Source organism: Streptomyces actinomycinicus (genome assembly GCF_016741775.1).
GTDB lineage: Bacteria > Actinomycetota > Actinomycetes > Streptomycetales > Streptomycetaceae > Streptomyces > Streptomyces actinomycinicus.
Window position 1 is genome coordinate 354,328 of the sequence record NZ_JAERRK010000006.1, and the last position, 24,182, is coordinate 378,509.

Annotated in this window: 22 protein-coding genes, 2 tRNA genes and 1 other RNA gene; 13 read left to right on the forward strand and 12 right to left on the reverse strand. The window is 73.6% G+C overall.

Features of this window, described 5'->3' with window-relative positions; genetic code table 11:
* Positions 1-7: 7 nt before the first annotated feature.
* The 5 genes from JK359_RS15485 to JK359_RS15505 all read right to left on the reverse strand — a co-directional run bounded on the left by JK359_RS15485 (position 8) and on the right by JK359_RS15505 (position 2,071).
* Entirely contained in the window at positions 8-187 is a 180-nt protein-coding gene (locus JK359_RS15485) for a hypothetical protein (protein WP_189296847.1), read from the reverse strand.
* Between the two features lie 154 nt (positions 188-341).
* Positions 342-426: transfer RNA gene (locus JK359_RS15490), tRNA-Ser, on the reverse strand.
* Positions 427-495: 69 nt separating this feature from the next.
* Positions 496-927 (reverse strand): tRNA adenosine(34) deaminase TadA, encoded by a 432-nt coding sequence (gene tadA / locus JK359_RS15495; protein WP_236677850.1) that lies wholly within the window; start codon positions 925-927, stop codon positions 496-498.
* A gap of 59 nt (positions 928-986) precedes the next feature.
* The gene (locus tag JK359_RS15500; protein ID WP_201836058.1) at positions 987-1,520 is read right to left on the reverse strand and encodes a tRNA adenosine deaminase-associated protein; all 534 of its coding nucleotides are present in this window, start codon (positions 1,518-1,520) and stop codon (positions 987-989) included.
* A 302-nt stretch (positions 1,521-1,822) separates the two neighbouring features.
* Entirely contained in the window at positions 1,823-2,071 is a 249-nt protein-coding gene (locus JK359_RS15505) for a DUF4461 domain-containing protein (protein WP_236677931.1), read from the reverse strand.
* A 104-nt stretch (positions 2,072-2,175) separates the two neighbouring features.
* Here JK359_RS15505 and upp point away from each other — a divergent pair, with 104 nt between their 5' ends.
* Positions 2,176-2,811: a uracil phosphoribosyltransferase gene (gene upp, locus JK359_RS15510; RefSeq protein ID WP_103817752.1), complete on the forward strand. Its 636-nt coding sequence runs from the start codon at positions 2,176-2,178 to the stop codon at positions 2,809-2,811.
* 118 nt (positions 2,812-2,929) lie between these two features.
* Here upp and JK359_RS15515 read toward each other — a convergent pair whose 3' ends face one another.
* Complete coding sequence (locus tag JK359_RS15515; protein ID WP_236677852.1) at positions 2,930-3,568, reverse strand: LytR C-terminal domain-containing protein; 639 nt, start codon at positions 3,566-3,568, stop codon at positions 2,930-2,932.
* A gap of 98 nt (positions 3,569-3,666) precedes the next feature.
* Positions 3,667-3,963, reverse strand: coding sequence for a type II toxin-antitoxin system VapB family antitoxin (locus JK359_RS15520; RefSeq protein ID WP_003999914.1), 297 nt, complete (start codon positions 3,961-3,963; stop codon positions 3,667-3,669).
* 113 nt (positions 3,964-4,076) lie between these two features.
* Here JK359_RS15520 and JK359_RS15525 point away from each other — a divergent pair, with 113 nt between their 5' ends.
* A complete protein-coding gene (locus tag JK359_RS15525) occupies positions 4,077-5,639 on the forward strand; it encodes a helicase HerA-like domain-containing protein (protein WP_201835920.1) in 1,563 nt (520 codons plus the stop codon).
* A 22-nt stretch (positions 5,640-5,661) separates the two neighbouring features.
* Here the strand turns inward: JK359_RS15525 and JK359_RS39860 are convergent, their stop codons facing one another.
* The 4 genes from JK359_RS39860 to JK359_RS15540 all read right to left on the reverse strand — a co-directional run bounded on the left by JK359_RS39860 (position 5,662) and on the right by JK359_RS15540 (position 7,824).
* Entirely contained in the window at positions 5,662-5,787 is a 126-nt protein-coding gene (locus tag JK359_RS39860) for a hypothetical protein (protein WP_269139006.1), read from the reverse strand.
* 53 nt (positions 5,788-5,840) lie between these two features.
* Positions 5,841-6,161 (reverse strand): hypothetical protein, encoded by a 321-nt coding sequence (locus JK359_RS15530; protein ID WP_201836078.1) that lies wholly within the window; start codon positions 6,159-6,161, stop codon positions 5,841-5,843.
* 238 nt (positions 6,162-6,399) lie between these two features.
* Positions 6,400-6,996: an HhH-GPD-type base excision DNA repair protein gene (locus JK359_RS15535; protein ID WP_201835922.1), complete on the reverse strand. Its 597-nt coding sequence runs from the start codon at positions 6,994-6,996 to the stop codon at positions 6,400-6,402.
* Positions 6,997-7,101: 105 nt separating this feature from the next.
* Positions 7,102-7,824, reverse strand: a complete 723-nt coding sequence (locus JK359_RS15540) for a siderophore-interacting protein (RefSeq protein ID WP_201835924.1) — start codon at positions 7,822-7,824, stop codon at positions 7,102-7,104.
* A 75-nt stretch (positions 7,825-7,899) separates the two neighbouring features.
* Here JK359_RS15540 and JK359_RS15545 point away from each other — a divergent pair, with 75 nt between their 5' ends.
* From JK359_RS15545 to JK359_RS15580, 8 genes are all read left to right on the forward strand, one after another.
* Complete coding sequence (locus JK359_RS15545; protein WP_201835926.1) at positions 7,900-10,140, forward strand: penicillin acylase family protein; 2,241 nt, start codon at positions 7,900-7,902, stop codon at positions 10,138-10,140.
* Positions 10,133-10,720 carry a GNAT family N-acetyltransferase gene (locus tag JK359_RS15550; RefSeq protein WP_201835928.1) on the forward strand — a complete coding sequence of 196 codons (588 nt, stop codon included), beginning with the start codon at positions 10,133-10,135 and terminating at the stop codon, positions 10,718-10,720. Before JK359_RS15545 ends, JK359_RS15550 begins: the two co-directional genes overlap by 8 nt.
* Entirely contained in the window at positions 10,717-11,193 is a 477-nt protein-coding gene (locus JK359_RS15555) for a cupin domain-containing protein (protein WP_201835930.1), read from the forward strand. The genes JK359_RS15550 and JK359_RS15555 overlap by 4 nt, the downstream gene beginning before the upstream one ends.
* Positions 11,190-11,951: an SDR family NAD(P)-dependent oxidoreductase gene (locus tag JK359_RS15560; RefSeq protein WP_201835931.1), complete on the forward strand. Its 762-nt coding sequence runs from the start codon at positions 11,190-11,192 to the stop codon at positions 11,949-11,951. Before JK359_RS15555 ends, JK359_RS15560 begins: the two co-directional genes overlap by 4 nt.
* A 398-nt stretch (positions 11,952-12,349) precedes the next feature.
* The gene (locus JK359_RS15565; RefSeq protein WP_201836062.1) at positions 12,350-14,203 is read left to right on the forward strand and encodes a copper resistance CopC/CopD family protein; all 1,854 of its coding nucleotides are present in this window, start codon (positions 12,350-12,352) and stop codon (positions 14,201-14,203) included.
* 322 nt (positions 14,204-14,525) lie between these two features.
* The gene (locus JK359_RS15570; RefSeq protein ID WP_201835933.1) at positions 14,526-16,631 is read left to right on the forward strand and encodes a serine hydrolase; all 2,106 of its coding nucleotides are present in this window, start codon (positions 14,526-14,528) and stop codon (positions 16,629-16,631) included.
* 310 nt (positions 16,632-16,941) lie between these two features.
* Positions 16,942-18,426: an alpha/beta hydrolase gene (locus JK359_RS15575; RefSeq protein ID WP_201835935.1), complete on the forward strand. Its 1,485-nt coding sequence runs from the start codon at positions 16,942-16,944 to the stop codon at positions 18,424-18,426.
* A gap of 208 nt (positions 18,427-18,634) precedes the next feature.
* Positions 18,635-19,294, forward strand: coding sequence for a hypothetical protein (locus tag JK359_RS15580; RefSeq protein WP_201835937.1), 660 nt, complete (start codon positions 18,635-18,637; stop codon positions 19,292-19,294).
* Positions 19,295-19,418: 124 nt separating this feature from the next.
* Here JK359_RS15580 and JK359_RS15585 read toward each other — a convergent pair.
* Positions 19,419-19,506: transfer RNA gene (locus tag JK359_RS15585), tRNA-Ser, on the reverse strand.
* A 97-nt stretch (positions 19,507-19,603) separates the two neighbouring features.
* On the opposite strand from JK359_RS15585, the gene ffs reads away from it, so the two are divergent.
* From ffs to purD, 3 genes are all read left to right on the forward strand, one after another.
* Positions 19,604-19,702: signal recognition particle sRNA small type (gene ffs / locus JK359_RS15590), an RNA gene on the forward strand.
* A 54-nt stretch (positions 19,703-19,756) separates the two neighbouring features.
* Entirely contained in the window at positions 19,757-22,378 is a 2,622-nt protein-coding gene (locus JK359_RS15595) for a DNA polymerase III subunit gamma and tau (RefSeq protein WP_201835939.1), read from the forward strand.
* Between the two features lie 218 nt (positions 22,379-22,596).
* Positions 22,597-23,898, forward strand: a complete 1,302-nt coding sequence (purD, locus tag JK359_RS15600) for a phosphoribosylamine--glycine ligase (RefSeq protein ID WP_201835941.1) — start codon at positions 22,597-22,599, stop codon at positions 23,896-23,898.
* Positions 23,899-24,182: the final 284 nt, after the last annotated feature.

Genomic DNA, 24,182 nt, shown 5'->3' on the forward strand with positions numbered 1-24,182 from the left:
GTGTACCTCAGCTCTTTCCTCCGTTGGCGACCCAGGTCATGAAGTCGCCCACGGCCTTGGCCGCGTCCGATATGCCCTCGAAGCCTATCTGCACGTAGTCGGCCGCCTTGGCCGGATCCGTGATGATCACGTACAGCGCGAAGACCACGAGCACGTACACGGCGATCTTCTTGGCGTTCACCGCCACCACGGCCTCCCCTGCCCTTATGGCCCGAGGGCCCCTGCTGCCGGCCGCGAGTGTAACCTTCGCGCCTTCCTCCCCGGCCAACAGCCCGTCCGTGCCGGAGCGTTGCGCGGGAACACACGAAGGGCCCCGTCCGTGGACGGGGCCCTTCCGCAAGCGGTAGCGGAGGGATTTGAACCCTCGGTGACTTGCGCCACACTCGCTTTCGAGGCGAGCTCCTTCGGCCGCTCGGACACGCTACCGAGGGAGACCTTACAGCACGGCGGGGCGTGCTTCGAAATCGATGTCCGGGGGCGTGCGCGCGGGGACCGTCAGCGATCCCGGAAGAACTCCGTGAGGACTCCGGCGCACTCCGCCGCGAGGACGCCCTCGACGACCTCCGGGCGGTGGTTGAGCCGGCGGTCGCGCACCACGTCCCACAGGGAGCCGGCCGCGCCCGCCTTCTCGTCCCGGGCGCCGTAGACCACCCGGTCCACCCGGGACTGGACGAGCGCCCCCGCACACATCGTGCACGGCTCCAGGGTGACGACCAGCGTGCAGTCGGTCAGCCGCCACCCGCCGAGCCTGGCGGCGGCCCTGCGGATCGCGAGGACCTCCGCGTGGGCCGTGGGATCGCCGGTGGCCTCGCGCTCGTTGTGCCCGGCTCCGAGCACCGTCGTACCGTCCGGGGCCAGCACGACGGCGCCGACGGGGACGTCCCCGCCCCGTACGGCCAGTTCCGCCTCGTCCAGGGCGAGCCGCATCGCGGCCCGCCAGCGGTCGCGTACCGGGTCCGGAGTGCCCCGCGGGTCCTGTGCGGTGGTCAGCGGACGGTCTCCAGCACCTCCGAGGCACCCAGGGCCTCGGCGATCGTGCTCAACGCGTCCTCGGCGTCCAGGGCGCGCAGCTCCTTCTCGCCGATGCCCAGGTCGTCCAGGATCTCGCTGTCGCCCACCGGGCTGTGCGGCACCGCGTCGGCGGCGGTGCCCTCCTCGTCATCGTCCTCGTCGGGCTCACCGTCCTCGGTGCCGTCGAGGTCCAGGGAGTCCAGGTCCGGGCCGTCGTCCGCGCCGGGCTCCCGGCCGAGCAGCTCGTCGGTGAGCAGCAGCTCCCCGTACGCGCTGCGCTGGGCGGCGGCGGCGTCCGAGACGTAGATGCGAGGGTCGTCCTCGCCGTCCACGCGGACGACACCGAACCAGGCGTCCTCCTGCTCGATCAGGACGAGCACCGTGTCCTCGTCGGGAGAGGCTTCCCGGGCCAGGTCGGCCAGATCCGACAGGGTCTCCACATCGTCGAGCTCTGTGTCGCTCGCTTCCCACCCGTCTTCGGTGCGCGCGAGCAGTGCGGCGAAGTACACCGTGACTCTCCCACTGGTCATAGGCGTGCCGGTTGGGGGTCCCCCCGGCGGAGGTACATGGGCGGGGAGAGCTGGGCTCCGAGCCCCACCCACTCGGAATCGTGGCAGAAACAAGGCGTTCAGGGGACGTCTTCGGCTCCCTGTGTCTGGCTGTTTCGAGCGTGGATACCTCATCGGCTCACCAGCGCACTCATTGCCGCCACCTGCGGATCGTACGCGGCTTTTCCTGACGGTCACGCACGCCCACCACGCCAACACCGGTGCGGGCGTGGATCTTCCGCCCCTCGGACCGCCCCGCCGGACTACCAGCGGAAGGTCCGCATCCGCATCGCATGGCGCAGCCGGGCCGCCTTCGCGCGCCGCGGCTGCACCCGGGCACGCAGCTCCCGCGCCTCGGCGAGATCGCGCAGGAACTGGGCGCGGCGCCGCCGGCGCTCGGCCTCGCTCTCGGGTTTTGCGGGATCCCTGCCCGCGGACTTCTCCGGTCCGGGCGTTGCGGGGCCGCCCTCGTCACCGGTGGCCCCGGAGGCGTCCGCGGGCAGGTCAGGCAGGTCAGACACGTCACACCACCCCAGTCCTCCTCTCCCACTTTCCCTCGGACGGCGGGTTTGACGCCAGCGCGATCGGGGCCCGCGGCGCAGGTACCGTTAGGGGCATGCGTCTCCACGTCGTCGACCACCCCCTGGTCGCCCACAAGCTCACCACGCTGCGCGACCAGCGCACCGACTCCGCGACCTTCCGGCGACTCGCCGACGAACTGGTCACCCTGCTCGCCTACGAGGCCACGCGGGACGTACGGACCGAGGCCGTGGACATCCAGACGCCGGTCGCGCGGACCACCGGCGTCAAGCTGGCCCGTCCCCGCCCGCTGGTGGTGCCGATCCTGCGCGCCGGTCTCGGCATGCTGGACGGCATGGTCCGGCTGCTGCCGACCGCCGAGGTGGGCTTCCTGGGCATGATCCGCAACGAGGAGACGCTGCAGGCCTCCACCTACGCCTCGCGCATGCCGGAGGACCTCTCGGGCCGCCAGGTGTACGTCCTGGACCCGATGCTGGCCACGGGCGGCACGCTGGTCGCGGCGATCCAGGAGCTGATCAAGCGCGGCGCGGACGACGTGACCGCCGTGGTGCTGCTCGCCGCGCCGGAGGGCGTCGAGGTGATGGAGCGGGAGCTGGCGGGGACGCCGGTCACCGTCGTCACGGCCGCCGTGGACGACCACCTCAACGAACTCGGGTACATCGTGCCGGGGCTGGGAGACGCCGGGGATCGTCTCTACGGGGCGGCCGAGTAGTTCTCCGGAGACTGCCGGGCGGCTCTCCGCGCCCACCGGGGTGCGGCTCGAGCGCCGTTCGCGGGCGCGGGTGCGTGGGTCGTTCGCGCGGTTCCCCGCGCCCCTGCCGGGGCGCTCTTCAGCAGCTCTTCTTCGTGGACGCCGTCGGCTCCGGCGCGGTCAGGGCCGTCAGCGCCTGGTCGGCGGCCGGCTGCTTGGTCAGGCCCCTGAACTTGTCACCCAGGACGAGGTCGACGTCGCCGCCCTTGCGGCCGTCGGCGCGCAGTTCCGTGCCGCCGAGCTGGGTGCCGAGCACCCGCAGGGAGGTGTCCTGGGCGGCGGGCGGGCCGACGAGTATGCCCGTGCCCTTGACCTTCTTGTCGAACTGCTTGGACGCGTTGCCGACGTCACCGATCTTGAAGCCGCGCTTCCTCAGCTCGTCCGCGGTGGCCTTGGCGAGCCCGGTCCGCGCGGTGGCGTTGTAGACGTTCACGGTGATCTGGCCGGGCTTCGGGAGTGCCTGGACCCGGGCTGCGGGGGCTGCCGCCGTCCTGGTGCGGCAGTCGGTCCTGGACCCGGACGCGGTGGCCTTGCCGCCACCGCCCGAGAAGACGTCGATGAGCTGCAGGGTGCCCCAGCCGATCAGCCCCAGCACGGCGACGGACGCCACCAGGGCGGCCACGAGCCTGCCGGTCCGCCGGGGCGGACGCATCCGAGGGTATTTGTCCCCCGTGATGCGGTACTGGCCGCCCATGCCGGGGGGAGTCAGCATGCTCATGAGCGCAGCGTAGTGCGCCCGAGCGGCGATGCCTATCAGATGATCAGTCGAGGCCGCATAGCGGAACCCGAAAGGGCCAACGGCCGTGTCGCGCCGGGTCAGTCGAGTTCGAGCACGCGTGCGTGCAGCACCTGGCGCTGCTGGAGCGCGGCACGGACCGCGCGGTGCAGGCCGTCCTCCAGGTACAGGTCGCCCTGCCACTTCACGACGTGCGCGAAGAGATCGCCGTAGAACGTCGAGTCCTCGGCCAGCAGGGTCTCCAGGTCGAGCTGCCCCTTGGTCGTCACGAGCTGATCGAGGCGGACCGGGCGCGGCGCGACATCCGCCCACTGCCGGGTGCTTTCCCGGCCGTGGTCGGGGTACGGCCGGCCGTTTCCGATGCGCTTGAAGATCACACGGAAAGCCTACCGGTCAAGACGTTCCGGGCGCAGCCATGGCGGCCGAGTGCGACGCTTGAAAAGATGGAGTAATTCGGGCAAACGGGCTACTACGGGAACAGAGGCCGGAGATGAGCGACCGCGAGACCGACCCCTCCGGCGGCCCTCGAGGAGCCACGGCACCGCCCCCGCAGGCGCAGAAGATCGCCTCCGGATACGCCTTCAACGGTCCCGCCCTCGACCTCGGCGCCCTCCTGTGGGACGGACGGTGCCACACCGGCGCGCCGGTCCGTGTCCCGCTGCCGATGCTCAACCGGCACGGCCTGGTCGCGGGCGCCACCGGCACCGGCAAGACCAAGACCCTCCAGCTGATCGCCGAGCAGCTGTCGGCGCAGGGCGTGCCCGTGTTCCTCGCGGACGTCAAGGGCGACCTGTCCGGCATCGCGCGGCCCGGGCAGCCGGACGACCGGGTGCGGGGGCGGGCCGCGGAGGTGGGCCAGGACTGGGCGCCGGCCGGGTTCCCGGCGGAGTTCTTCGCGCTCGGCGGCCTCGGCCACGGCATCCCCGTACGGGCCACGGTCACCAGCTTCGGCCCGCTGCTGCTGTCGAAGGTGCTCGGCCTGAACCCCACCCAGGAGCAGTCACTCGGCCTGATCTTCCACTACGCCGACACCAAGGGCCTGGAGCTGGTCGACCTCAAGGACCTGCGCGCGGTCGTCGCCTTCCTCACCTCCGCCGAGGGCAAGGCCGAGCTGAGGAACATCGGCGGCCTGTCCGGCGCCACGGCCGGGGTGATCCTGCGCTCGCTGACGGCGTTCGAGGCGCAGGGCGCGGCCGGCTTCTTCGGCGAGCCGGAGTTCGACACGGCCGGCTTCCTGCGCACGGCCGAGGACGGCCGGGGCATCGTCTCGGTGCTGGAACTGCCCGCCGTGCAGGACAGGCCGCAGCTGTTCTCGACCTTCCTCATGTGGCTGCTCGCAGACCTCTTCCACGACCTGCCCGAGATCGGGGACGCCGACAAGCCCGTGCTGGTGTTCTTCTTCGACGAGGCACACCTGCTGTTCGACGACGCCTCCAAGGCGTTCCTGGACTCGATCACCCGGACCGTCCGCCTGATCCGGTCCAAGGGCGTGGGCGTCTTCTTCGTCACCCAGAGCCCGAAGGACGTGCCCGGCGATGTCCTCGGCCAGCTCGGCAACCGCGTCCAGCACGCCCTGCGCGCCTTCACCCCCGACGACCAGAAGGCCCTCAGGGCGACCGTGCAGACCTTCCCCCGGTCGGCCTACGACCTGGAGGAACTGCTCACCGGCCTGGGTACGGGCGAGGCCGTGGTGACCGTGCTCAGCGAGACCGGCGCCCCGACCCCGGTCGCCGCCACCCGGCTGCGCGCCCCGCAGTCCCTGATGGGGCCCGTGGGGGCCGCCGAACTGGACCGGGCGGTACGCAGCTCCCCCCTGCACGGCCGTTATGCACAGGCTGTGGACCGGGAGTCGGCGTACGAGAGGCTGAGCGCACGGCCGGCGCGGGCCGAAGCCCCGGCGCCCACACCCGCCAAGGCCCCGCAGGAGGAGCCGTCCCTGGCCGAACAGGTCGTGAACAGCGGAATGTTCAAGTCCCTGGCCCGCTCGGTCGGCACCCAGCTCGGCCGGGAGATCACCCGTTCCCTGTTCGGCACCGCCCGGCGGAGGCGGTGACCCGCCCCCGCCGGTTCCGGGATCAGCGCTCGCCTTCCCCGGGCGTCCGCTGCTGCTGCGGTGTCCGCTGGTCCGGCTTGGGTGCCGTACCTCGCCGGGCCTCCGCGCGCAGCAGAGCGCGCAGGACGGCGTAGGGATCTCTGGGCATGGCTGTACTGCTCCTTGCGTCGAGCCGACTGACCTTGCGGGGACGCGGGTCCGTCAGCAGCGCAGGACCACCGTGCGGAGCAGGGGCGCGGTGTACGGCAGCCGCGGTGCGCCGGCGCGCTGCCGGGCCGCCGGGCGGCCGGGCGCCGGGCGGGGGAGGGGTGCCGGGCGGTCGGGTACGTCGGCCCGGTGGACGGTGCGGGCGGGCGGCCGCAGGAGGACGTCGAGGACGTCGTGCTCGGCGCTCTGGGCGGTCACGGCGAAGGCCGGGGCCGCCTGGGCCTGCACGTGGGCGCCGGGCACCCACAGGGCGAGGAGCAGCACGAGCACCCGTGGCCAGGTACGGCCCCGCGATCTGCTCCTGTTTCCGCTCACGGCACGTCCCTGCCCGGGACGGGCGGCCGGGGCAGCACGCCGGGTGCCAGATCCGCCCGCTCGGCGTACCCGCGGCACGTGTGGTTGACGGTGGTCACTCCGGCCGCGGGACATGGCGGGCCCGGCCGCGCACGCGGGACGCGGCGGCGATCTCCACGGTCCCGTGTCCGCCCGGTGCCGCCGAGGTGTGCCCCCGCGGGGCGCTACGGCCGGCGGTGACCAGGTGACGCCCGGCGTCCTACTTCTTCGCCGCCGCCGTCTTCTTCTTCGCCGCCGCCTTCATCTCCTGCTTGTGCGCCCGCACCTTCGCCAGTGACTCCGGCCCGGTGATGTCGGCGACGGAGCGGAAGGCCTTCGGCTCGCCGTACGCCCCGGCCGCCTCCCGCCACCCCTCCGGTGCCACACCGAGCTGCTTGCCGAGCAGCGCCAGGAAGATCTGGGCCTTCTGCTTGCCGAACCCCGGCAGGTCCTCCAGCCGCCGCAGCAGCTCGGCGCCGCTGCCGGCGCCCCGCCAGACGCCCTCGGCGTCCCCGTCGTAGTGCTCGACGAGGTACTGGCACAGCTGCTGGATCCGCTTGGCCATCGAACCGGGATAGCGGTGCACCGCGGGCTTCCCGGAGAGCACCGCGGCGAAGGCCTCCGGGTCCATCGCCGCGATCTCGTGCGCGTCCAGGTCCTCGGTGCCGAGCCGGTCCGCGATGGTCCGGGGCCCCTTGAACGCCCACTCCATCGGGACCTGCTGGTCGAGCAGCATTCCGGTCAGCGCGGCGAGCGGGGACCGTCCCAGCAGCGCGTCGGCCGCTGGGTCCTGGGCGAGGTGCAGGGTGACGTCCATGCGTCGATGATCCCGCGCGCCCGCCCGGTCCGCGCGCCCGCCCGGTCCGCGCGCCCGCCCGGTCCGCGCGCCCGCCCGGTCCGCGCGCCCGCCCGCGGCGCCGGCTCACTCGGCGCGCCAGTACCCCAGTGCCTGCACCCGGTGCTTCGGCACCGCCAGTTCCTTGCGGACGTAGGCCGTGAGCGTCCGCGTGGTGGCCGCGTCGCAGGCGATCCAGACGTACGGGTCGGGGGTGCCGGCGAGGACGGCGGGCAGCTCGGCGCGGATCCGTTCGACCAGGTGGGCGCCCGCGTCCCGGCGCGGCACCGGCCGTATCTCGTGCCGGTCCGGCTCGGCACGGCAGGGCAGTCCGGCCGGGTCCCCCTCGAACCAGACGGTCGCCGGCGCGGCACCCAGCGCCCCGAGCAGGGAGTTGATGGCGGGCAGCGAGGCCGGGTCGCCGATCGCGACGACGTGCGAGGGCGCCGGGTCGGGGTGCCGGAACCCGGTGCCCTGCACGGTGGCCTCGATGGTGTCGCCCGGCTGCGCGGCCCGCGCCCAGTCGGAGGCCCGGCCCTCGTGCAGGGCGAACTCCAGGCCGAAGGTGCCGGACGCCGGGTCGGGATCGACCAGGGTGTAGGCGCGCTGGTGCGGCCGGCCGTCGTCGGAGAACCAGAGGCGGACCCACATCGTGGGGTGGACGCCGGTCGCGGCGAGCAGCCCGCCGTCGCTCAGCCGGAGCCGCCGGTAGTGCGGGGTGACGTCCTCGGCCTCGAGGACGGTGCACACGTGGTCCTTGGCCCGCAGCAGTCTGAGGACCGCACCTTCCCAACCCCGCCCCTGCCCCATGACCCCTCCGGTGCTCGCGTACGATCCCCACGAAAACTTAGGACAGGCTAACCTAAAATAAAGGGGGTCACGCGGGTGACGACCGAGACTTACCGAGACGCCTGGGGCATCCCCCACCTGCGCGCGTCCAGTGCCCGTGAACTCGCCCGTGCGCAGGGCAGGGTCACCGCCCACGACCGGGCCTGGCAACTGGAGGTCGAACGCCACCGCTCCCAGGGCACCGCGGCCTCCTTCCTCGGCGCCGAGTCCCTCTCCTGGGACGTCTTCGCCCGCCGGGCCCGCCTCGACGACACCGCCCGCCGCTGCTTCGCCGCGCTGGAACGCCGGGACCCCGAGACGGCCGACTGGGTCCGCGCGTACGTCGAGGGCGTCAACGAGGGCCTGCCGGCGGGCGCCCGCCGCGCCCCCGAGTTCGCCCGTACGGGTCTCACCCCGGGCGACTGGCGGCCGTGGACCCCGCTCGGCGTCTGGCTCGCCACGCACATCCTCTTCGCCGGCTTCCCCGCCAAGCTCTGGCGCGAGCAGGCGATACGGCACCTCGGCCCCGACGCCGTCGGGCTGTTCGCGACGGACGGCCCCCGTACCGCGGGCAGCAACGGCTGGATGGTCACCGGCGACCGCACCACCACCGGCCGGGCACTCATCGCCGGCGACCCGCACCGGTTCATCGAGGACCCCGGTGTCTACCAGCAGATCCGCCTGTCCTGCCCCGAGTTCGACGTCGTCGGCCTCGCCGTCCCCGGCGTCCCCGGCATCGCCCACTTCGGCCACACCGGCACGGTCGCCTGGGCCATCACCAACGCCATGGCCGACTACCAGGACCTCTACCGCGAACGGCTGCGCCGCACGGGCGCCGGCATCGAGTGCCTCGGCCCCGACGGCACCTGGCACCGCGCGGCCCGTCACACGGAGACGGTACGGACAGCAGGCGAACCCCCTCTGGAAATAGAGCTGATCGAAACCCCCCGGGGCCCGGTGATAGCCGGCGGCCCAGAGGGCCTGGAGGCCACCATCGGCAACGCCCCGCAGGGGCCACCCGCACCCGACGACGAGAGCCGCACGGGCGGTGCGGATGGGTACGGCACCGGGGCCGACGGCGAAGCCGAGGCGCTCGCCCTCCGCTACCCGCCCCGCGTCACCGAAGACCTCGGCTTCAGCGCCCTCCTCCCCCTCCTGCGCTCCCGCACCGTCGCCGACCTCGACCGGGCCCTGGACACCTGGGCCGAGCCGGTCAACGTCGTACACGCGGCCGACACCACCGGCCGTACCCTGCACCGCGTCGCCGGCCACGTCCCCACCCGCGCCGAGGCCAACCGCATCCACCCGGTGCCCGCCTGGGAACCCGGCCACGAGTGGCACGGCACGCACGAGACGCCGTACGCCGACCCGGCCGAGGAGGACGGGATCGCGGTGATGGCCAACGCCCGCGGCCTGGCGGCCCCCCTCGGCGTCGAATTCGCCCCACCGCACCGCGCCGCCCGCATCCGCGCCCTGCTCGACGCGCGCCCCACCTGGTCCGCCGACGGCATGGCGGCGATCCACACGGACACCCACCTCGGTTCCGCCGCTGCCCTCCTGGACCACCTCGCGGCCCTCACCGGCCTGACCCCGGCCGCGGCCGGCCTGCGGGAGCGGCTGCTCGCCTGGGACCGCCGCATGGAGGCGGACAGCGCCGACGCGGCGGCGTTCGCGGCGGTGCGCAGTGCGGTCGTACGCCGCCTCGCCGCCCACCCGGTCCTCGCCCCGCTCACCGAGCCCCCGGCCTACCCGGACGTCCTGCTGCCCTGGCTCGCCCTCGTACCGCGCATCGGTTTCGCACTCGAACACCTGCTGCGGACCGAGGAGTTGTACGGCATCGACCGCGCGGCAGCCGTCCGCGGCGCACTGGAGGAGGTCGCCGCCGCGCCCCCCACCACCCCCTGGTCCGCCACCCACCGCCTCACCGCTTGGCGGGCGCTCCCCCCGAACCGGGACCCTGACCCGGCCGCCCAGCCGGCCCCGCACGCCCCGGCGCTGGAACCCGGGCTCGGTGGTGATCACGACTGCGTGCTGTGCACCTCGGCCGTCCCCGGTCTCACCGACCGCAGTGTCCGGGGCCCGGCCGCCCGCTACGTCTGGGACCTGGCCGACCGCGACAACAGCCGCTGGGTGGTCCCCTTCGGCGCCGACGGCGTCCCCGGCGCCGCCCACCACAGCGACCAACTCCCCCTGTGGCTCGCGGGAGAACTCGCCCCGGTCGTCACCGACTGGGCCCAGCTCACCCCCGAAGCACCCACGGACACCACGTTCCCCGCGTCTGAGGAGACCGATGACTGACCTCCACGTCCAGCACGTCGACGGCTACGGCACCGTCCGCATCCGCGCCCTCGACCCGGAGGGGGACGCGGACGTCGTCCACGCCTGGGTCAGCGAGGAACGCGCCAGGTTCTGGGGCATGAACGGCCTCACCCGGGAGCAGGTCGCCGAGGTCTACGCCCACATGGCCACGCTCGACACCCACCACGCCCACCTCGTCACCAAGGACGGCGAACCGGCCGCCCTCTTCCAGACGTACGAGCCGTCCGCCGACCGGGTCGGCGAGTGCTACGACGTCCGCCCCGGCGACCTCGGCGTCCACCTGCTCCTGGCCCCCGCCGGCACCGCGGGCCCGCGCCCCGGCTGGACCTCCGCCCTGCTGACGGCGATGGCGGCGTACGCGCTGCTCGTCCTGGACCGCCGCCGGATCGTGGTCGACCCGGACGTGCGCAACACCAAGGCGCTCGCCCGCTTCGAACGCCAGGGCTTCCGCCGCGGACCGGCCGTCGTCCTGCCCGAGGTCGACCTGCCCGACGTGTACCTGCCCGAGAAGCACGCCCAACTCGCTTTCCTCGACCGGGAGGTAGCCTTCCCCGGGTGACGACGCCCGATGAGCTGATCACCCACTACGGCCTCGAACCCCTCCCGCGCGAGGGCGGCCTGTTCCGGCGCACGTGGGCGGGGCCAGAGCGGCCGGACGGCCGACCCGAGGGCTCCGCCATCGTCGTGCTGCTCACCGCGGACGACTTCTCCGCGCTGCACCGCCTGCCCTTCGACGAGATCTGGCACTTCTACCTCGGCGACCCGCTCCAGCTGCTGCTCCTCGCCCCCGACGGCACCGCCACTACCCCCGTCCTCGGCCCCGGCCCGCGCTCAGGCCGGCACGTGCAGCTGACCGTGCCCGCCGGCACCTGGATGGGCGCACGGGTGGCGGCGGGCGGCGCGTGGTCCTTCTTCGGCTGCACGATGGCCCCCGGATTCACCTACCCGGACTACGAGCACGGGGACGCGGCGGACCTCACGGCGCGTTACCCGGCGCAGGTCGCGCTGATCACGGGACTCTGCCGCCCATGAGCCTGCTCGACGGACAGACCGCCCTGGTGACCGGCGCGGGCGGCGGCATCGGCCGTGCCATCGCCCTGCGGTTCGCGCAGGAGGGCGCGGCGGTGGCGGTCCACTGCCGTACGGCGGTCGACGCCGCCACCGACGTGGCCGACCGTATCCGGGCCGGGGGCGGCGAAGCGGTCGTGCTCCGGGCGGACCTGACGGACGAGAGCGCGTGCCGGCGCCTGGTCGAGGAGACGGTGGCCTGGTCGGGCGGCCGCCTCACGGCCCTGGTCAACAACGCGGCCGTGCAGCCGGTCCAGCCGCTGGCCGGGATGACCGCGGCGGACTGGCGCACGGTCGTCGACACCGACCTCACCAGCGTCTTCGCCTGCAGCCAGGCGGCCGCCGCCCACATGCGCGCGCACGGTGGCGGCACCGTCACCCACATCGCCTCCATCGAGGCCGGCCACCCAGCCCCGGGCCACGCCCACTACAGCGCGGCCAAGGCGGCGGTCGTCATGCACGCCCGCGCGGCGGCCCTGGAGTACGGCCCCGACGGAATCCGGGTCAACACGGTCTCGCCCGGCCTCATCGACCGGCCAGGACTGGCGGAGGCCTGGCCGGACGGCGTACGGCGCTGGCTCGCCGCCGCCCCGGCCGGCCGCCTGGGCCGGCCCGAGGACGTGGCCGACGCCTGCGTGTTCCTGGCCTCGCCGCTCGCGGCCTGGGTCACCGGCCACGACCTGGTCGTGGACGGCGGAGTGACCGCCCGCCCGACCTGGTGAGCAGACGGCCCGTTTCCCCCGTACCTATACGGAGGTCCTCCACCGAGGCCTTCGCTGAGGACGCCGTCCGGGTGCCCTGCCACGGAGGCCTTGCCACGGCGCCACGGGCACGGAGATCTGCCCCAGGGGCACGGGCACGGGCACGGGCAGGGGCACGGGCGCGGGCACGGCCGTGGAGGCGGGCACGGAGGTACGGGCGCATGCGGGAACGGAGGCTGACGGTGCTGCGCGACGGACACCGACGACCGCGACGGCCACACGGTCCGGTCCTGCAACAAGGCCCGGTCCTGCAACAAGGCCCGGTTCGGCCACAAGGACCGGTCCGGCCACACGGTCCGGTTCGGCCCCACGGTCCGGTTCGGCCGCATGGACCGGTGCGGCTCTCGAAGGGCGCACTGCTGCTCCTGACTGCCCTGCTGTTCGGCCTCCTCGTCGGTACCGCGGCCCCCGCCTCGGCGCACGCCGTCCTGCGCGCCACCGACCCCGCCGACGGAACGGTCCTGCGTACCGCCCCCCGCCACGTCACCCTCACCTTCACCGAGTCGGTCGGCCTGCTGACCGACTCCTTCCGGATCTACGACCCCCGCAACCACCGCGTCCGCACCGGCCCCGCCGACCACGCCGCCGGCCGCTCCGACACGGCCCGCGTCACCCTCCCGGCCCGGCTCGCCACCGGCACGTACACGGTCGCCTGGCGGGTGGTGTCGGCCGACAGCCACCCGGTGTCCGGTGCCCTCACCTTCTCGGTCGGCACCCGCACGGCGGCCCCGGCCGCCCTGCTGCCGGACCGCACGGAGAACCGGACGACCACGGCCCTCCACACCATCGCGCGCTACCTCGCCTACCTCTCCCTGGCCCTGCTCCTGGGCATCGTCGCGTTCGTGGCGTACTGCCGCCCGCCGACGACCGCCCACCTGCGTGCCCCCGCCCTGGCCGCCGCGACCGCGCTCCTGGTCACCACGGCCGCCCTGTACCTCCTGCGGGTGCCCTACGAGGAGGCCGCCTCCCCGACGTCCGGCCTGAGTCTCTCCACCCTCACCCGGACGGCGACGACCCGGCCCGGCCGGCTCCTGCTGGCCCGCCTGGCCCTGCTGCTCCTGGCGGCGGCCTGCGCGGCCCTGCTGAGAACCCGTCGCGCCCGGCTCCCGCGCCGCGCCACCCTCACGGCAGCCGCGGCCTTCTCCCTCGCCCTGTCCCTGACCTGGGCGGGGTCTGACCACGCCTCGGCGGGCATCCAGGTACCGGTGGCGATCGCCTCGACCACCCTGCACCTGCTGGCCATGGCGGCCTGGCTGGGCGGCCTGGCAGCCCTCCTGTGGACGCTGCGGCACACCCCGGCACCGGACGGCCTGCCCGCCAGGGTCCCGGCCCGCTTCTCCCGGCTGGCCACGCTCTCGGTGACCGCCCTGGTCCTCACCGGCGTCTACCAGTCCTGGCGCGGACTCGGCTCCTGGCAGGCACTGACGGACACCACCTACGGCCGCACCCTGCTGGCCAAACTGGCGGCGGTGGCGGCCCTCCTCCTCGCGGCGGCCTGCTCCCGCACCTGGGCCACCCGCCTGACCCGGGCGACGACCCCCGCCCGGGCCCACGTCCGCGAACCTGCCACGGTCCCGCCGCTCCCGCCGGAACCGTCCTCGGCTCCTCCGCTCCCCCCGGAACCGTCCTCGGCTCCTCCGCTCCCCCCGGAACCGCCCTTGGCTCCTCCGCTCCCCCCGGACCCGGCCGCCGAGGAAGCCGCGACGTCCGCCCACGCCTCCTTCCACCTCCTGCGCCGCTCGATCCTGGCGGAGACGGCGGTCGCCGTGGTGGTCCTCGCCCTGACCACGCTCCTGACCGGCACCGTGCCCGGCCGTGCGGCCGCCGAGTCCGCGCAGCCGGACACCCCGTCGATCACGACGGGCATCCCCACGGCCTCCGTCACCACGATCCCCTTCGACACCGGCGCCTCGGGCGGTCGCGGCACCGTCCAGATCACCCTGGACCCCGGCCGGGCCGGCACCAACTCGGTCCAGGCGGTGGTCTACGGCCCCGACGGCGGCTTCAGCAAGGTCCCCGAACTCCGCATCACCTTCACCCTGCCCGCCCAGCGCGTGGGTCCCCTGGACACCAGGGTGACGAACCTCGGCGGCTACTGGTCCACCCCGTCCTTCACCCTCCCCCTCCCCGGCACCTGGACGATGAAGGTGACGGTCCGCGTCTCCGAGGTGGACCAGGTGACGGTGTCGGCACCGGTGCGGGTGACGCGGTAGCACGGAAGTCACTCCCGTACGCACAAAGGCAGTTGACACATCCGCCGGTGTGACGGGTGGACGGCCGGCGTGTGGCCGACCGGAGGGCGGGGGTCCCATGGCGTGGGCATCCACCTCGACTGCAGCACGAGCCGCACACGCGCGACGACACCCACATCGCCGCCGCCCTCAGCGGCCGTACGCCCTCGGCCGCCGCTTCCCCGCCGCCGCCCGACAGGAAAAACCCTGTGCGGACGCGCATCATGGAATCACTCCGGCAGTGGACTTCCCCCCGGGGCCGGAGCCAGCGCTTCCGACTCCGCCGTGTCCACAGGAGAGACCCATGACCGGACCGTCAGGGGTGCCGGAGCGGCCGGCGAACCAGGACCGTCCCCTGCCGTCACGCCGCGATTTCCTTGCCGGTTCGCTGGGCGTGGGCGCGGCCTTCACCGTACTTCCCCGCGGATTCTCCGCCCGGCGAACGGCCGGACCGCCCGGGGGCGCCCGCGCGGACGTGCAGTCGCCGTTCATCCAACCCTGGGTCGCCCGGCACGATCTGACGGCGGATCAGTACCAGGCGGAGTTCCGGCGGCTCGACAAGGAGAACTACCGACTCCTTGACGTCTGCGGGTACCAGGCCGGCGAGGGGGCCCGGTTCGCCGCGATCTGGGAGCAGCGGCCCGGACCCGAGCAGTTCTCGCTGCACGCGATTCCGCTCGCCGAATACGCCGGAGTGTTCGACGGGCACAAGGACGACTTCCAACTGGTCCGGCTGAACGGCTACAACATCGCCGGAAACGTGTTCTTCGCGGCCATCTGGGACCGCCGTACAGGGGAGGCACCCAAATGGTGGTCCGAGGAATACTCCGATGCGAAGTGGTGGTCCCGGCACGACGTCCCGGATTCCGAACTCCGTTCCGTGGTCGATGAACGCGAGGCGAAGAAATACCGGCTCGTCGACATCAGCGCGTATCCCGGGCAGGACTTCCGCGGCACCCGGTTCGCCATGATCTGGGAACTGGCCGACGGGCGTCACTGGGGGTACATATCACCGCGGGTGCGGGAGTACTACCAGCAGGCTTTCGAAAAGGTCGTGCAGCAGGACTACCGGCCCGCCCGGGTCAGCGCGTTCCTCCCCGGGGGCGCGGGGCAGACGGCGTACTACACGGCGGCCCTGGAGAAATCCGTGAAGTGCGCCTTCGTGGCCCGCCACGGCATCGACACCCGCATGTACCAGCATGAGGTCGAGCATGCGGGACGGTCGTACCGGCCGGTCTTCGTGGGCGGTTTCACGGCCGACTACGGGGGCGGCAAGAACGCGACGCCCGGGTTCTGCCCGGTCTGGCGGCGGTGCGAGGCCGGCGCCGTGATGCCGGACCTGGTGGACGCGTGCATGAAGAAGCTGGAGATTCCGGGGCTTTCGGTGGCGTTCGCCCACCAGGGCGGGCTGGTCTACGCCCAGGGCTTCGGCACGGCGGACAAGGACACCGGTGAGAAGGTCACGGACGCAAGTCTGTTCCGGATCGCCAGCGTCACCAAGACGATCACCTCCACCGCCGTCATGACGCTGGCCGAGACGGGACAGCTCAGCTTGGCGGACACCGTCTTCGGGCCACGGGGACTCCTCGGGACGACATTCGGCAAGCAGCCCTACGGGACCGGGATCGAGAGCATCACCGTCCAGAACCTCCTCGAGCACACGGCAGGACCCGGCTGGAGCAACCAGATCCCCGATCCGGTGTACGAGCACCCGGAGATGAACCAGGCGCAGCTCATCTCCTGGGTGCTCGACCAGCGCCCGCTGAACAACGCCGCGGGCACCGGCCCCGGCACGGAGTTCGCCTACTCCAACTTCGGATACATCGTCCTGGGGCGGATCATCGAGCGGGTCACCCGCCGGCCCTACGAGGAGTACGTCAGCCGGCAGATCCTGGCCCCGTGCGGGATCACCGGGATGCGGATCGCCGGGAACACCCGCGCGGACCGGCGTCCGGGGGAGGTCGCGTACTACGACCAGAACAAGGAGGACCCTTACGGCTCCCCGATCACCAGGAAGGACGCCGAGGGAGGCTGGCTGGGCACCGCGACCGACCTGATGCGCTTCGTCACCCGCGTGGACGGCTTCGGCGCACCCCCCGACATCCTGTCCTCCGCGTCGATCCAGACCATGACCACGCCGTCCACCGCCAAGGGCGCGAACGGCTACGCGAAGGGCTGGGCCGTCCACCCGGCCACCCAGACGTGGTGGCACACCGGGAACCTGGCGGGCAGCAGTTCCGTGTTGGTGCGTACCCGACACGGTTTCTGCTGGGCGGCCCTCGCCAACACCCGGAGGATGGACACCACGAACCGGTCCGACGCCGCGAAGAACACCGAAGCGGCCCTCTACAAGCTGCTGTGGGACATCCACGACCAGGTGGACGCCTGGCCCGAGAAGCAGGGCCTCTGATACGGCGGTGAGGCCTCGCGGCGCGCGGACACACATCCGGGGGCCGACCTCGTGCCGGCCCCCTCGGACGAGCCGGCCGGGACCGCGGGTCCTCCTCGGACGAGCCGGCCGGGGCCGCGGCAGTGCCCTTCCCCCGACCGGGCTCTGACCGAGTTCGCCCGGGGCTCCGATCGCCCCTGAGCGGTCCCTGATCCGACCCGGAGAAGCCCCTGACGGGGGCACCACAGAGCCATCAGTGCACCTAGCGTGACGACGGCGCCCCGGCCGGGTCCGCACGCCTGACACAGCCGCTCTCGTCACGAGGAGAAACATGCCGTTACGGGCCAGATCCACACTGCGGCGCATCGCCGCGCGGGGCACGGCCGTGGCCGTGGGAGCCGCCATGGCCCTCGTCCCCGGCTTCGCCGCCGCTCCCGCGGTCCACGCGTCAGCGTCCGCCACGGGGGGCCTGCGGTGGGCGCCGTGTGACGCCCCGGAGAAGCCGGGAGCCGAGTGCGCCACGCTTTGGGTGCCGGTCGACTGGGCCCACCCGGACGGGCCGGGACTCGGCCTGGCTGTCGCCCGCCGCAAGGCCACCGAGCCCGGTGCACGCGTCGGCTCGATGATCTTCGGCCCAGGCGGGCCGGGCGACTCGGGCGTGGACATGGTGGTGGGCCGGGTCAGCCGGTTCAGCCCCGAGGTCCGCCGCAGGTTCGACATCGTGAGCTTCGACCCGCGCGGTGTGGGCGGCAGCAACCCGGTGACCTGCTCCGGCGACCTGCTTGCGGAGCGGCCGTCACCGGAGCTGAGGAGCCAGGCGGACTTCGATACCACCATGGCGTACAACAGGCGGCTCCGTGCGGACTGCCGGGCCCGCACCGGCCCGGTGTTCGACCACCTGGACACCGCCCAGACGGTCCGGGACGTGGACGCCCTCCGGGCCGCCCTCGGCGAGCGGAAACTGACCTTTCACGGCAGCTCCTACGGCACGCTGCTCGGGGCACAGTACGCCGAGACCTACCCGCACCGCGTGCGCGCGATGGTGCTGGAAAGTGTCATGGACCACAGCGTCCCGACCACCCGTGACTTCCTGCGGTCCGAGGCGGCCGCGGCGGAGGATTCCTTTCAGGAGTTCGTGAAGTGGTGCGACGGTGCCGCGGACTGCGCGCTGCACGGCCGTGACGTCCGCGTCGTCTGGCAGGGCCTGCTGGCCCGGGCCGGGCGCGGCGAGCTGGAGGACCCGGCGAAGCCGGGCACCGCGCTGTCGTCCTCGGACCTGGTCAACAAGGTCGCGTTCCGCAAGTTCTACACGGCCGACCACGCGGGCCTGGCCAAGGCACTCGCGGGGATGGACACGAGCAGGCCGCTGCCCGAGTCGCCCACCTCGCCCGCGCCGCTGCCGTCAGCCACCCCGGTCTTCTGCTCGGACTGGCACCTGCCCGTGCGCGACTACCGGCAGTACGCCTCGCTTGTCGCCACGATGCACAAGGCCGCGCCCGACCTGCCCTCTCTGCTGCCGATGCACATGGCAGCGGCGTGTCTGGGCGCACCGACCGCCAACCCGCAGCGCCGCCTGGACGCACACGGCGCCCCGCCGATCCTCGTGTCGAACGCGCTGCACGACCCCGCCACCGGCTACCCGTGGGCGGTCTCGGTGGCCCGGCAGCTCGGCCGCAGCGGCGTGCTCCTCACCTACGAGGGCCACGGCCACGGCAGCGTCACCAGCGGCCCGTGCATGGAACACGCCGTGGACAGCTACCTCACCGACCTGGCACTCCCACCACGGGGCACCAGCTGCCCCGCCGTGCCGTCCTGACGGAAACGCCAGAGGGCTGGCGGAGATACGAGATTCGAACTCGTGAGGGGTTGCCCCCAACACGCTTCCACTATGATCTCGGCTCCTCGCAGCCCAACCAGTCCCCGCTGCCGGGCCCCGACGAAAGCAGGGACGGACGCACGGACCCGGGCCGGGAGCAACAGCAGGGCCGTACGACGCACAGGTCACCCGGGAGGGCAGCCGTCCGATGAACGACGCCGACGACGACACAGGCGGCCACCGCCGGACGCGCGCCGCCGGGGCGGCCCTCGGCACGCTGGCCCTCCTGGGCGCCCTGACGGCGACAGGCTGCTCCGCACCCGGCTCCGGTACCGGCCCGGCCGGTGACCGCGCCGCCGGGCAGACCGCGGACGTCAGGTGGGTCGAGGGCGTCACGCCGGGGTGGATGAGCGGGCACATGGGTGTCGACATCCCGGCAGGGGCCCAGGACGCGCGGGCCGGCTATCAGGTGACCTCCCGCTTCGACACCGGTGTGCTCACCTTCACCCTGACCAGGTCCCAGGCACGGGCGTTCCTGGCCGCCTATCCGCCGGCCGGCGAGCTGCTGGAGCCCACGGCCGCCGTGACCGATGTGCGGACCCACGACTTCAGACACCTGGGCGTGCCGGAACCGGAGTCGTTCCAGAAGGGCCTGCGCTACGGCTCCGTCTGCCCCGGCGCCGACCCCGGGCCCACCGCGAGCCCGGACCCGCTCGCCGACCCGTACGGCACCTCGGACACCGGCTGCGTCAGCCTCTACGCCCACGACTACGCCCCGGACCGCACCCGCATCTACCTCCGCGACCACTACGAGCCGGGCATCAGTCCCCTCCCGACAGCCCCGCCCACTTCCTCCCCGACCCGCTGACCGGCCCACACAGGCCCTCTCGGCCCCGCTGACCGCTCCCCACCGGTCGCGGGTCCGGGAAGGGCCTGCTCGGACGGACATACGCCGAAGGGCCGGACCGCTGCTGCGGTCCGGCCCTTCGGGCTGGCGGAGGATACGAGATTCGAACTCGTGAGGGGTTGCCCCCAACACGCTTTCCAAGCGTGCGCCCTAGGCCTCTAGGCGAATCCTCCGCCGGAAACATTACATGACCGAGGGGAGTGCTCGCGAACCCGTTCCCGCAGGCCCGCATCGGGTACTGGCCGCGGCCCGCGATCGGGTACTGTGGAGCGCAGCCCCTCACGCGGCGCTATCTGACTGAACTCCCCCAGGGCCGGAAGGCAGCAAGGGTAGGTCGGCTCTGGCGGGTGCGTGGGGGGCGCTTGCGTTTCCCGGGGCTGCGGGCGGATCCCGTTGTCAGTGGGCGCCTATAACCTCGTATGCGTGTCGTCTCTCGCGCTGTACCGCCGCTATCGCCCGGAGACCTTTGCCGAGGTCATCGGGCAGGAGCATGTCACCGACCCGCTGCAGCAGGCGCTGCGGAACAACCGGGTCAATCACGCGTACCTGTTCAGCGGGCCGCGCGGGTGTGGCAAGACGACCAGCGCGCGCATCCTGGCCCGTTGCCTGAACTGTGAGCAAGGTCCCACTCCGACGCCGTGCGGGGAGTGCCAGTCGTGCCGCGACCTCGCCCGGAACGGGCCGGGTTCGATCGACGTCATCGAGATCGACGCGGCGTCCCACGGTGGTGTGGACGACGCCCGTGAGCTGCGTGAGAAGGCCTTCTTCGGGCCCGCCGGCAGCCGGTACAAGATCTACATCATCGACGAGGCCCACATGGTCACGTCGGCCGGCTTCAACGCGTTGCTGAAGGTCGTCGAGGAGCCGCCGGAGCACCTCAAGTTCATCTTCGCGACCACCGAGCCCGAGAAGGTCATCGGGACGATCCGGTCGCGGACCCACCACTACCCGTTCCGGCTGGTACCGCCTGGCACTCTCCGGGACTACCTGGCCGAGGTGTGCCAGCAGGAGGACATCCCGGTCGAGGACGGCGTCCTGCCGCTCGTCGTGCGTGCCGGTGCCGGATCCGTGCGTGACTCCATGTCCGTCATGGACCAGCTCCTCGCCGGTGCCGGCGCGGAGGGTGTGACGTACGCCATGGCCACGTCCCTCCTCGGGTACACCGACGGCTCCCTGCTCGACTCCGTCGTCGAGGCCTTCGCCACCGGTGACGGGGCCGCCGCCTTCGAGGTCGTGGACCGCATCATCGAGGGCGGCAACGACCCGCGCAGGTTCGTCGCCGACCTGCTGGAGCGGCTGCGCGACCTGGTGATCCTCGCCGCCGTGCCGGACGCCGCCGAGAAGGGACTCTTCGACGCCCCGGCCGACGTGCTGGAGCGCATGCAGGCGCAGGCCGGGACCTTCGGTGCCGCGGAGCTGAGCCGCGCCGCCGACCTGGTCAACGAGGGCCTGACCGAGATGCGCGGCGCCACCTCGCCCCGCCTCCAGCTGGAACTGATCTGCGCCCGTGTCCTGCTCCCCGCCGCCTACGGCGACGCGCGCTCGGTCATGGCCCGCCTCGACCGCCTGGAGCGCGGCGTCGCCTTCTCGCCCGGCGCCGGCGCACCGGCGATGGGGTACGTCCCGGGCCCCGAGTCCCACGGCGGAGCGTTCGCGTCGGGTGCGGGTGCGGGTGCGGGTGCGGGCGTAGGGGCGGCTGCCGGTGCGGGTGCGACGCCCGTGCCGCCCGGCGGTGGAGTCGCGGCGGCCCGCGCGGCGGTACGGGCCGCGAGTGGTCCGGGGTCCACGGGCCCCGCCGGTGGTGCGGCGCCGACTCCGGGTCCGGCCGGCACTGGCCCTGTCGGCACTGGTCCTGCCGGCGGCCCGGCTGCCGGTGGCCCGGGTGCCGCCGGTCCGTCCGCTGGTGGCCCGTCCGCGGGTGGCCCGGGTGCCGCCGGTCCGTCCGCCGGTGGCCCGGGTGCCGTCGGTCCGTCCGCGGGTGGCCCGGGTGCCGCCGGTCCGTCCGATGGCGGTCCGTCCGCCGGGGGCACGGCCCCTGCCGCTCCGGCGGCGCCTACGGCTCCCGCCTCCCCCTCCGCCCCGGAGCCCGCCCCCACTGCCACGCCCCCTGCCGCCCCCACCCCCGCGACCGGCCCCGCCGCCCAGCCCCCGGCGCCCCCGTCGGACGCCCCGGCCGCGCCCGGTGCCTGGCCCACGGCCGCCTCCGCGGGCAGCGGGCGGCGCCCCGGCGGCTGGCCCACGGCCGCCGCTCCGGCGGGTGGCCGGCCGGCGCAGGGAGGACCCGCGCAGCCCCAGCCCCACCAGCAGCAGCCCCAGACGGGCCACCAGGCGGGGCACCACACAGGGCAGCCCGCTCCCGCTCCGGCCGCCCCGGCTCCCGCTCCGGCCGCTGTCCCCACCGGGGGTCTCGACCCCCGCGGGCTCTGGCCGAACATCCTGGAGGCCGTCAAGAACCGCCGCCGTTTCACCTGGATCCTGCTCAGCCAGAACGCCCAGGTGACCGGCTTCGACGGCACCACGCTCCAGCTCGGCTTCGTCAACGCCGGCGCCCGCGACAACTTCGCCGGCAGCGGCAGCGAGGACGTGCTGCGGCAGGCGCTGGCCGAGCAGTTCAACGTGCAGTGGAAGATCGAGGCGATCGTCGACCCGTCCGGCGGCTCGGCCCCGGCGACCGGGGGCGGCTCGTCCGGCTACGGCGGCTACGGCGGCTCCGGCGGGGGGCACGGCGGCTACGGCGGCGCTCCCTCCGGCGGCTCCCCCGGCGGTACCGGCGGCGGCTACGGCGCCCCGGCCGCGTCCCGCCCGGCGGCTCCCCAGCCGGCCCCGCAAGCCCCCGCCGCCGCGCAGGGCGGTGCCCAGGCCCCGTCCGCCGCGCCTGCCCCGGCGCCCCGGCCGCCGGCCGCTCCCGAGCCGCCGCCCGTCGCCCCCGAGGACGACATCCCCGAGGACGACGACCCCGATCTGGACGAGTCGGCGCTGTCCGGCCACGAACTGATCGTGCGGGAACTGGGCGCGACGGTGGTCGAGGAGTTCACCAACGAATAGCCCCGGGAACGAACAGCCCGGGGCCGGTGCCGGCCGGAGCGCCGACCGGGCGTGCGCCCGGGGCCGGTGCGAGGTCGGTGTGGGCCAGGTGCCGACGGGGCCGGTGCCGGCCGGTGTGGGGCCGCGGGGGCGGGCGGGCGTCCCGTGGCCGTACTCGTAGGAACGTACAAGTTCCCCGACCCCCGGTCTTCGGCGACCTTGCCATTAGGCTGACCCCCGTGAAGGTCCTCGTCATCGGCAGCGGCGCCCGCGAACACGCCCTGTGCCGCTCCCTGTCCCTCGATCCCGACGTCACCGCGCTGCACTGCGCCCCCGGCAATGCCGGCATCGCCGAGGTCGCCGAGCTGCACCAGGTCGACGCGCTCGACGGCGCCGCGGTGGCCGGTCTGGCCACCCGGCTCGGTGCCGAACTGGTCGTCGTCGGCCCGGAGGCCCCGCTGGTCGCCGGCGTGGCCGACGCCGTCCGCGCGGCGGGCATCCCGGTGTTCGGCCCCTCCGGGGAGGCCGCGCAGCTCGAGGGGTCCAAGGCGTTCGCCAAGGACGTCATGGCGGGGGCCGGGGTGCCGACCGCCCGCTCCTACGTCTGCAGCACCGCCGAGGAGGTCGCCGAGGCCCTCGACGCCTTCGGTGCCCCTTACGTCGTCAAGGACGACGGTCTCGCCGCGGGCAAGGGCGTCGTCGTCACCTCCGACCTTGAGGCCGCCGAGGCGCACGCCGCCGGGTGCCTGGGAACGCCTGGCGCCAAGCGGGGGAGCGTGGTGATCGAGGAGTACCTCGACGGCCCCGAGGTGTCCCTGTTCGCCGTGACCGACGGCGACACCGTCGTCCCGCTGCAGCCCGCCCAGGACTTCAAGCGGGCGCTGGACGGCGACGAGGGCCCCAACACCGGTGGCATGGGTGCGTACTCACCGCTGCCGTGGGCCGACCCGAAGCTGGTCGACGAGGTGCTCCAGACCGTGCTGCAGCCGACGGTGGACGAGATGCGCAGGCGTGGCACGCCCTTCTCGGGCCTGCTCTACGCCGGTCTCGCGATCACCTCGCGCGGGGTCCGGGTCATCGAGTTCAACGCCCGTTTCGGCGACCCCGAGACCCAGGTCGTGCTGGCCCGGCTGCAGACCCCGCTGGCCGGTGTCCTGATGGCCGCCGCCACCGGCAACCTCGCCGACCTGCCGCCGCTGCGCTGGAGCGACGAGTCGGCCGTCACGGTCGTCGTCGCCTCGCACAACTACCCCGGCACCCCCCGTACCGGTGACCCGATCACCGGCCTGGACGAGGTGGCCGCCGAGGACGCGCCGCACGCCTACGTGCTGCACGCCGGCACCCGCCGGGACGGCGACGCCGTCGTCAGCGCGGGTGGCCGGGTGCTGTCCGTCACGGCCGTCGGCGCGGACCTGACCGAGGCGCGCGAGCGGGCGTACCGGGCGGTGGGCCGGATCCGGCTCGACGGCTCGCAGCACCGCACCGACATCGCGGCGAAGGCGGCGGAAGCCGCCCGTACGGCTCGCTCCGCGCAGGCGTAAACCACCGCGGTACGCACCTGAACGCGCCGGTCGGACGCACTTTCCTCACCCCTCGGGCCCCGGACAGAATCCGGGGCCTGATCTTTGCTGTCTGTCACCCACCTCTGACCAAGGCCATTCCATCGAGTGAGCGATGCCCCATACGGCTGACGAGGGCCTGGGCCCCAACTAGGGTGCCGCGCAAGCGTTCCGGCACTTGGCCCACCGACATTGCGATGTCACCGGCGGGTGCCACAGTGGGGGAGTGAGCAAGACCAGGACAGCACGCGATCGGCAGGGAGGGG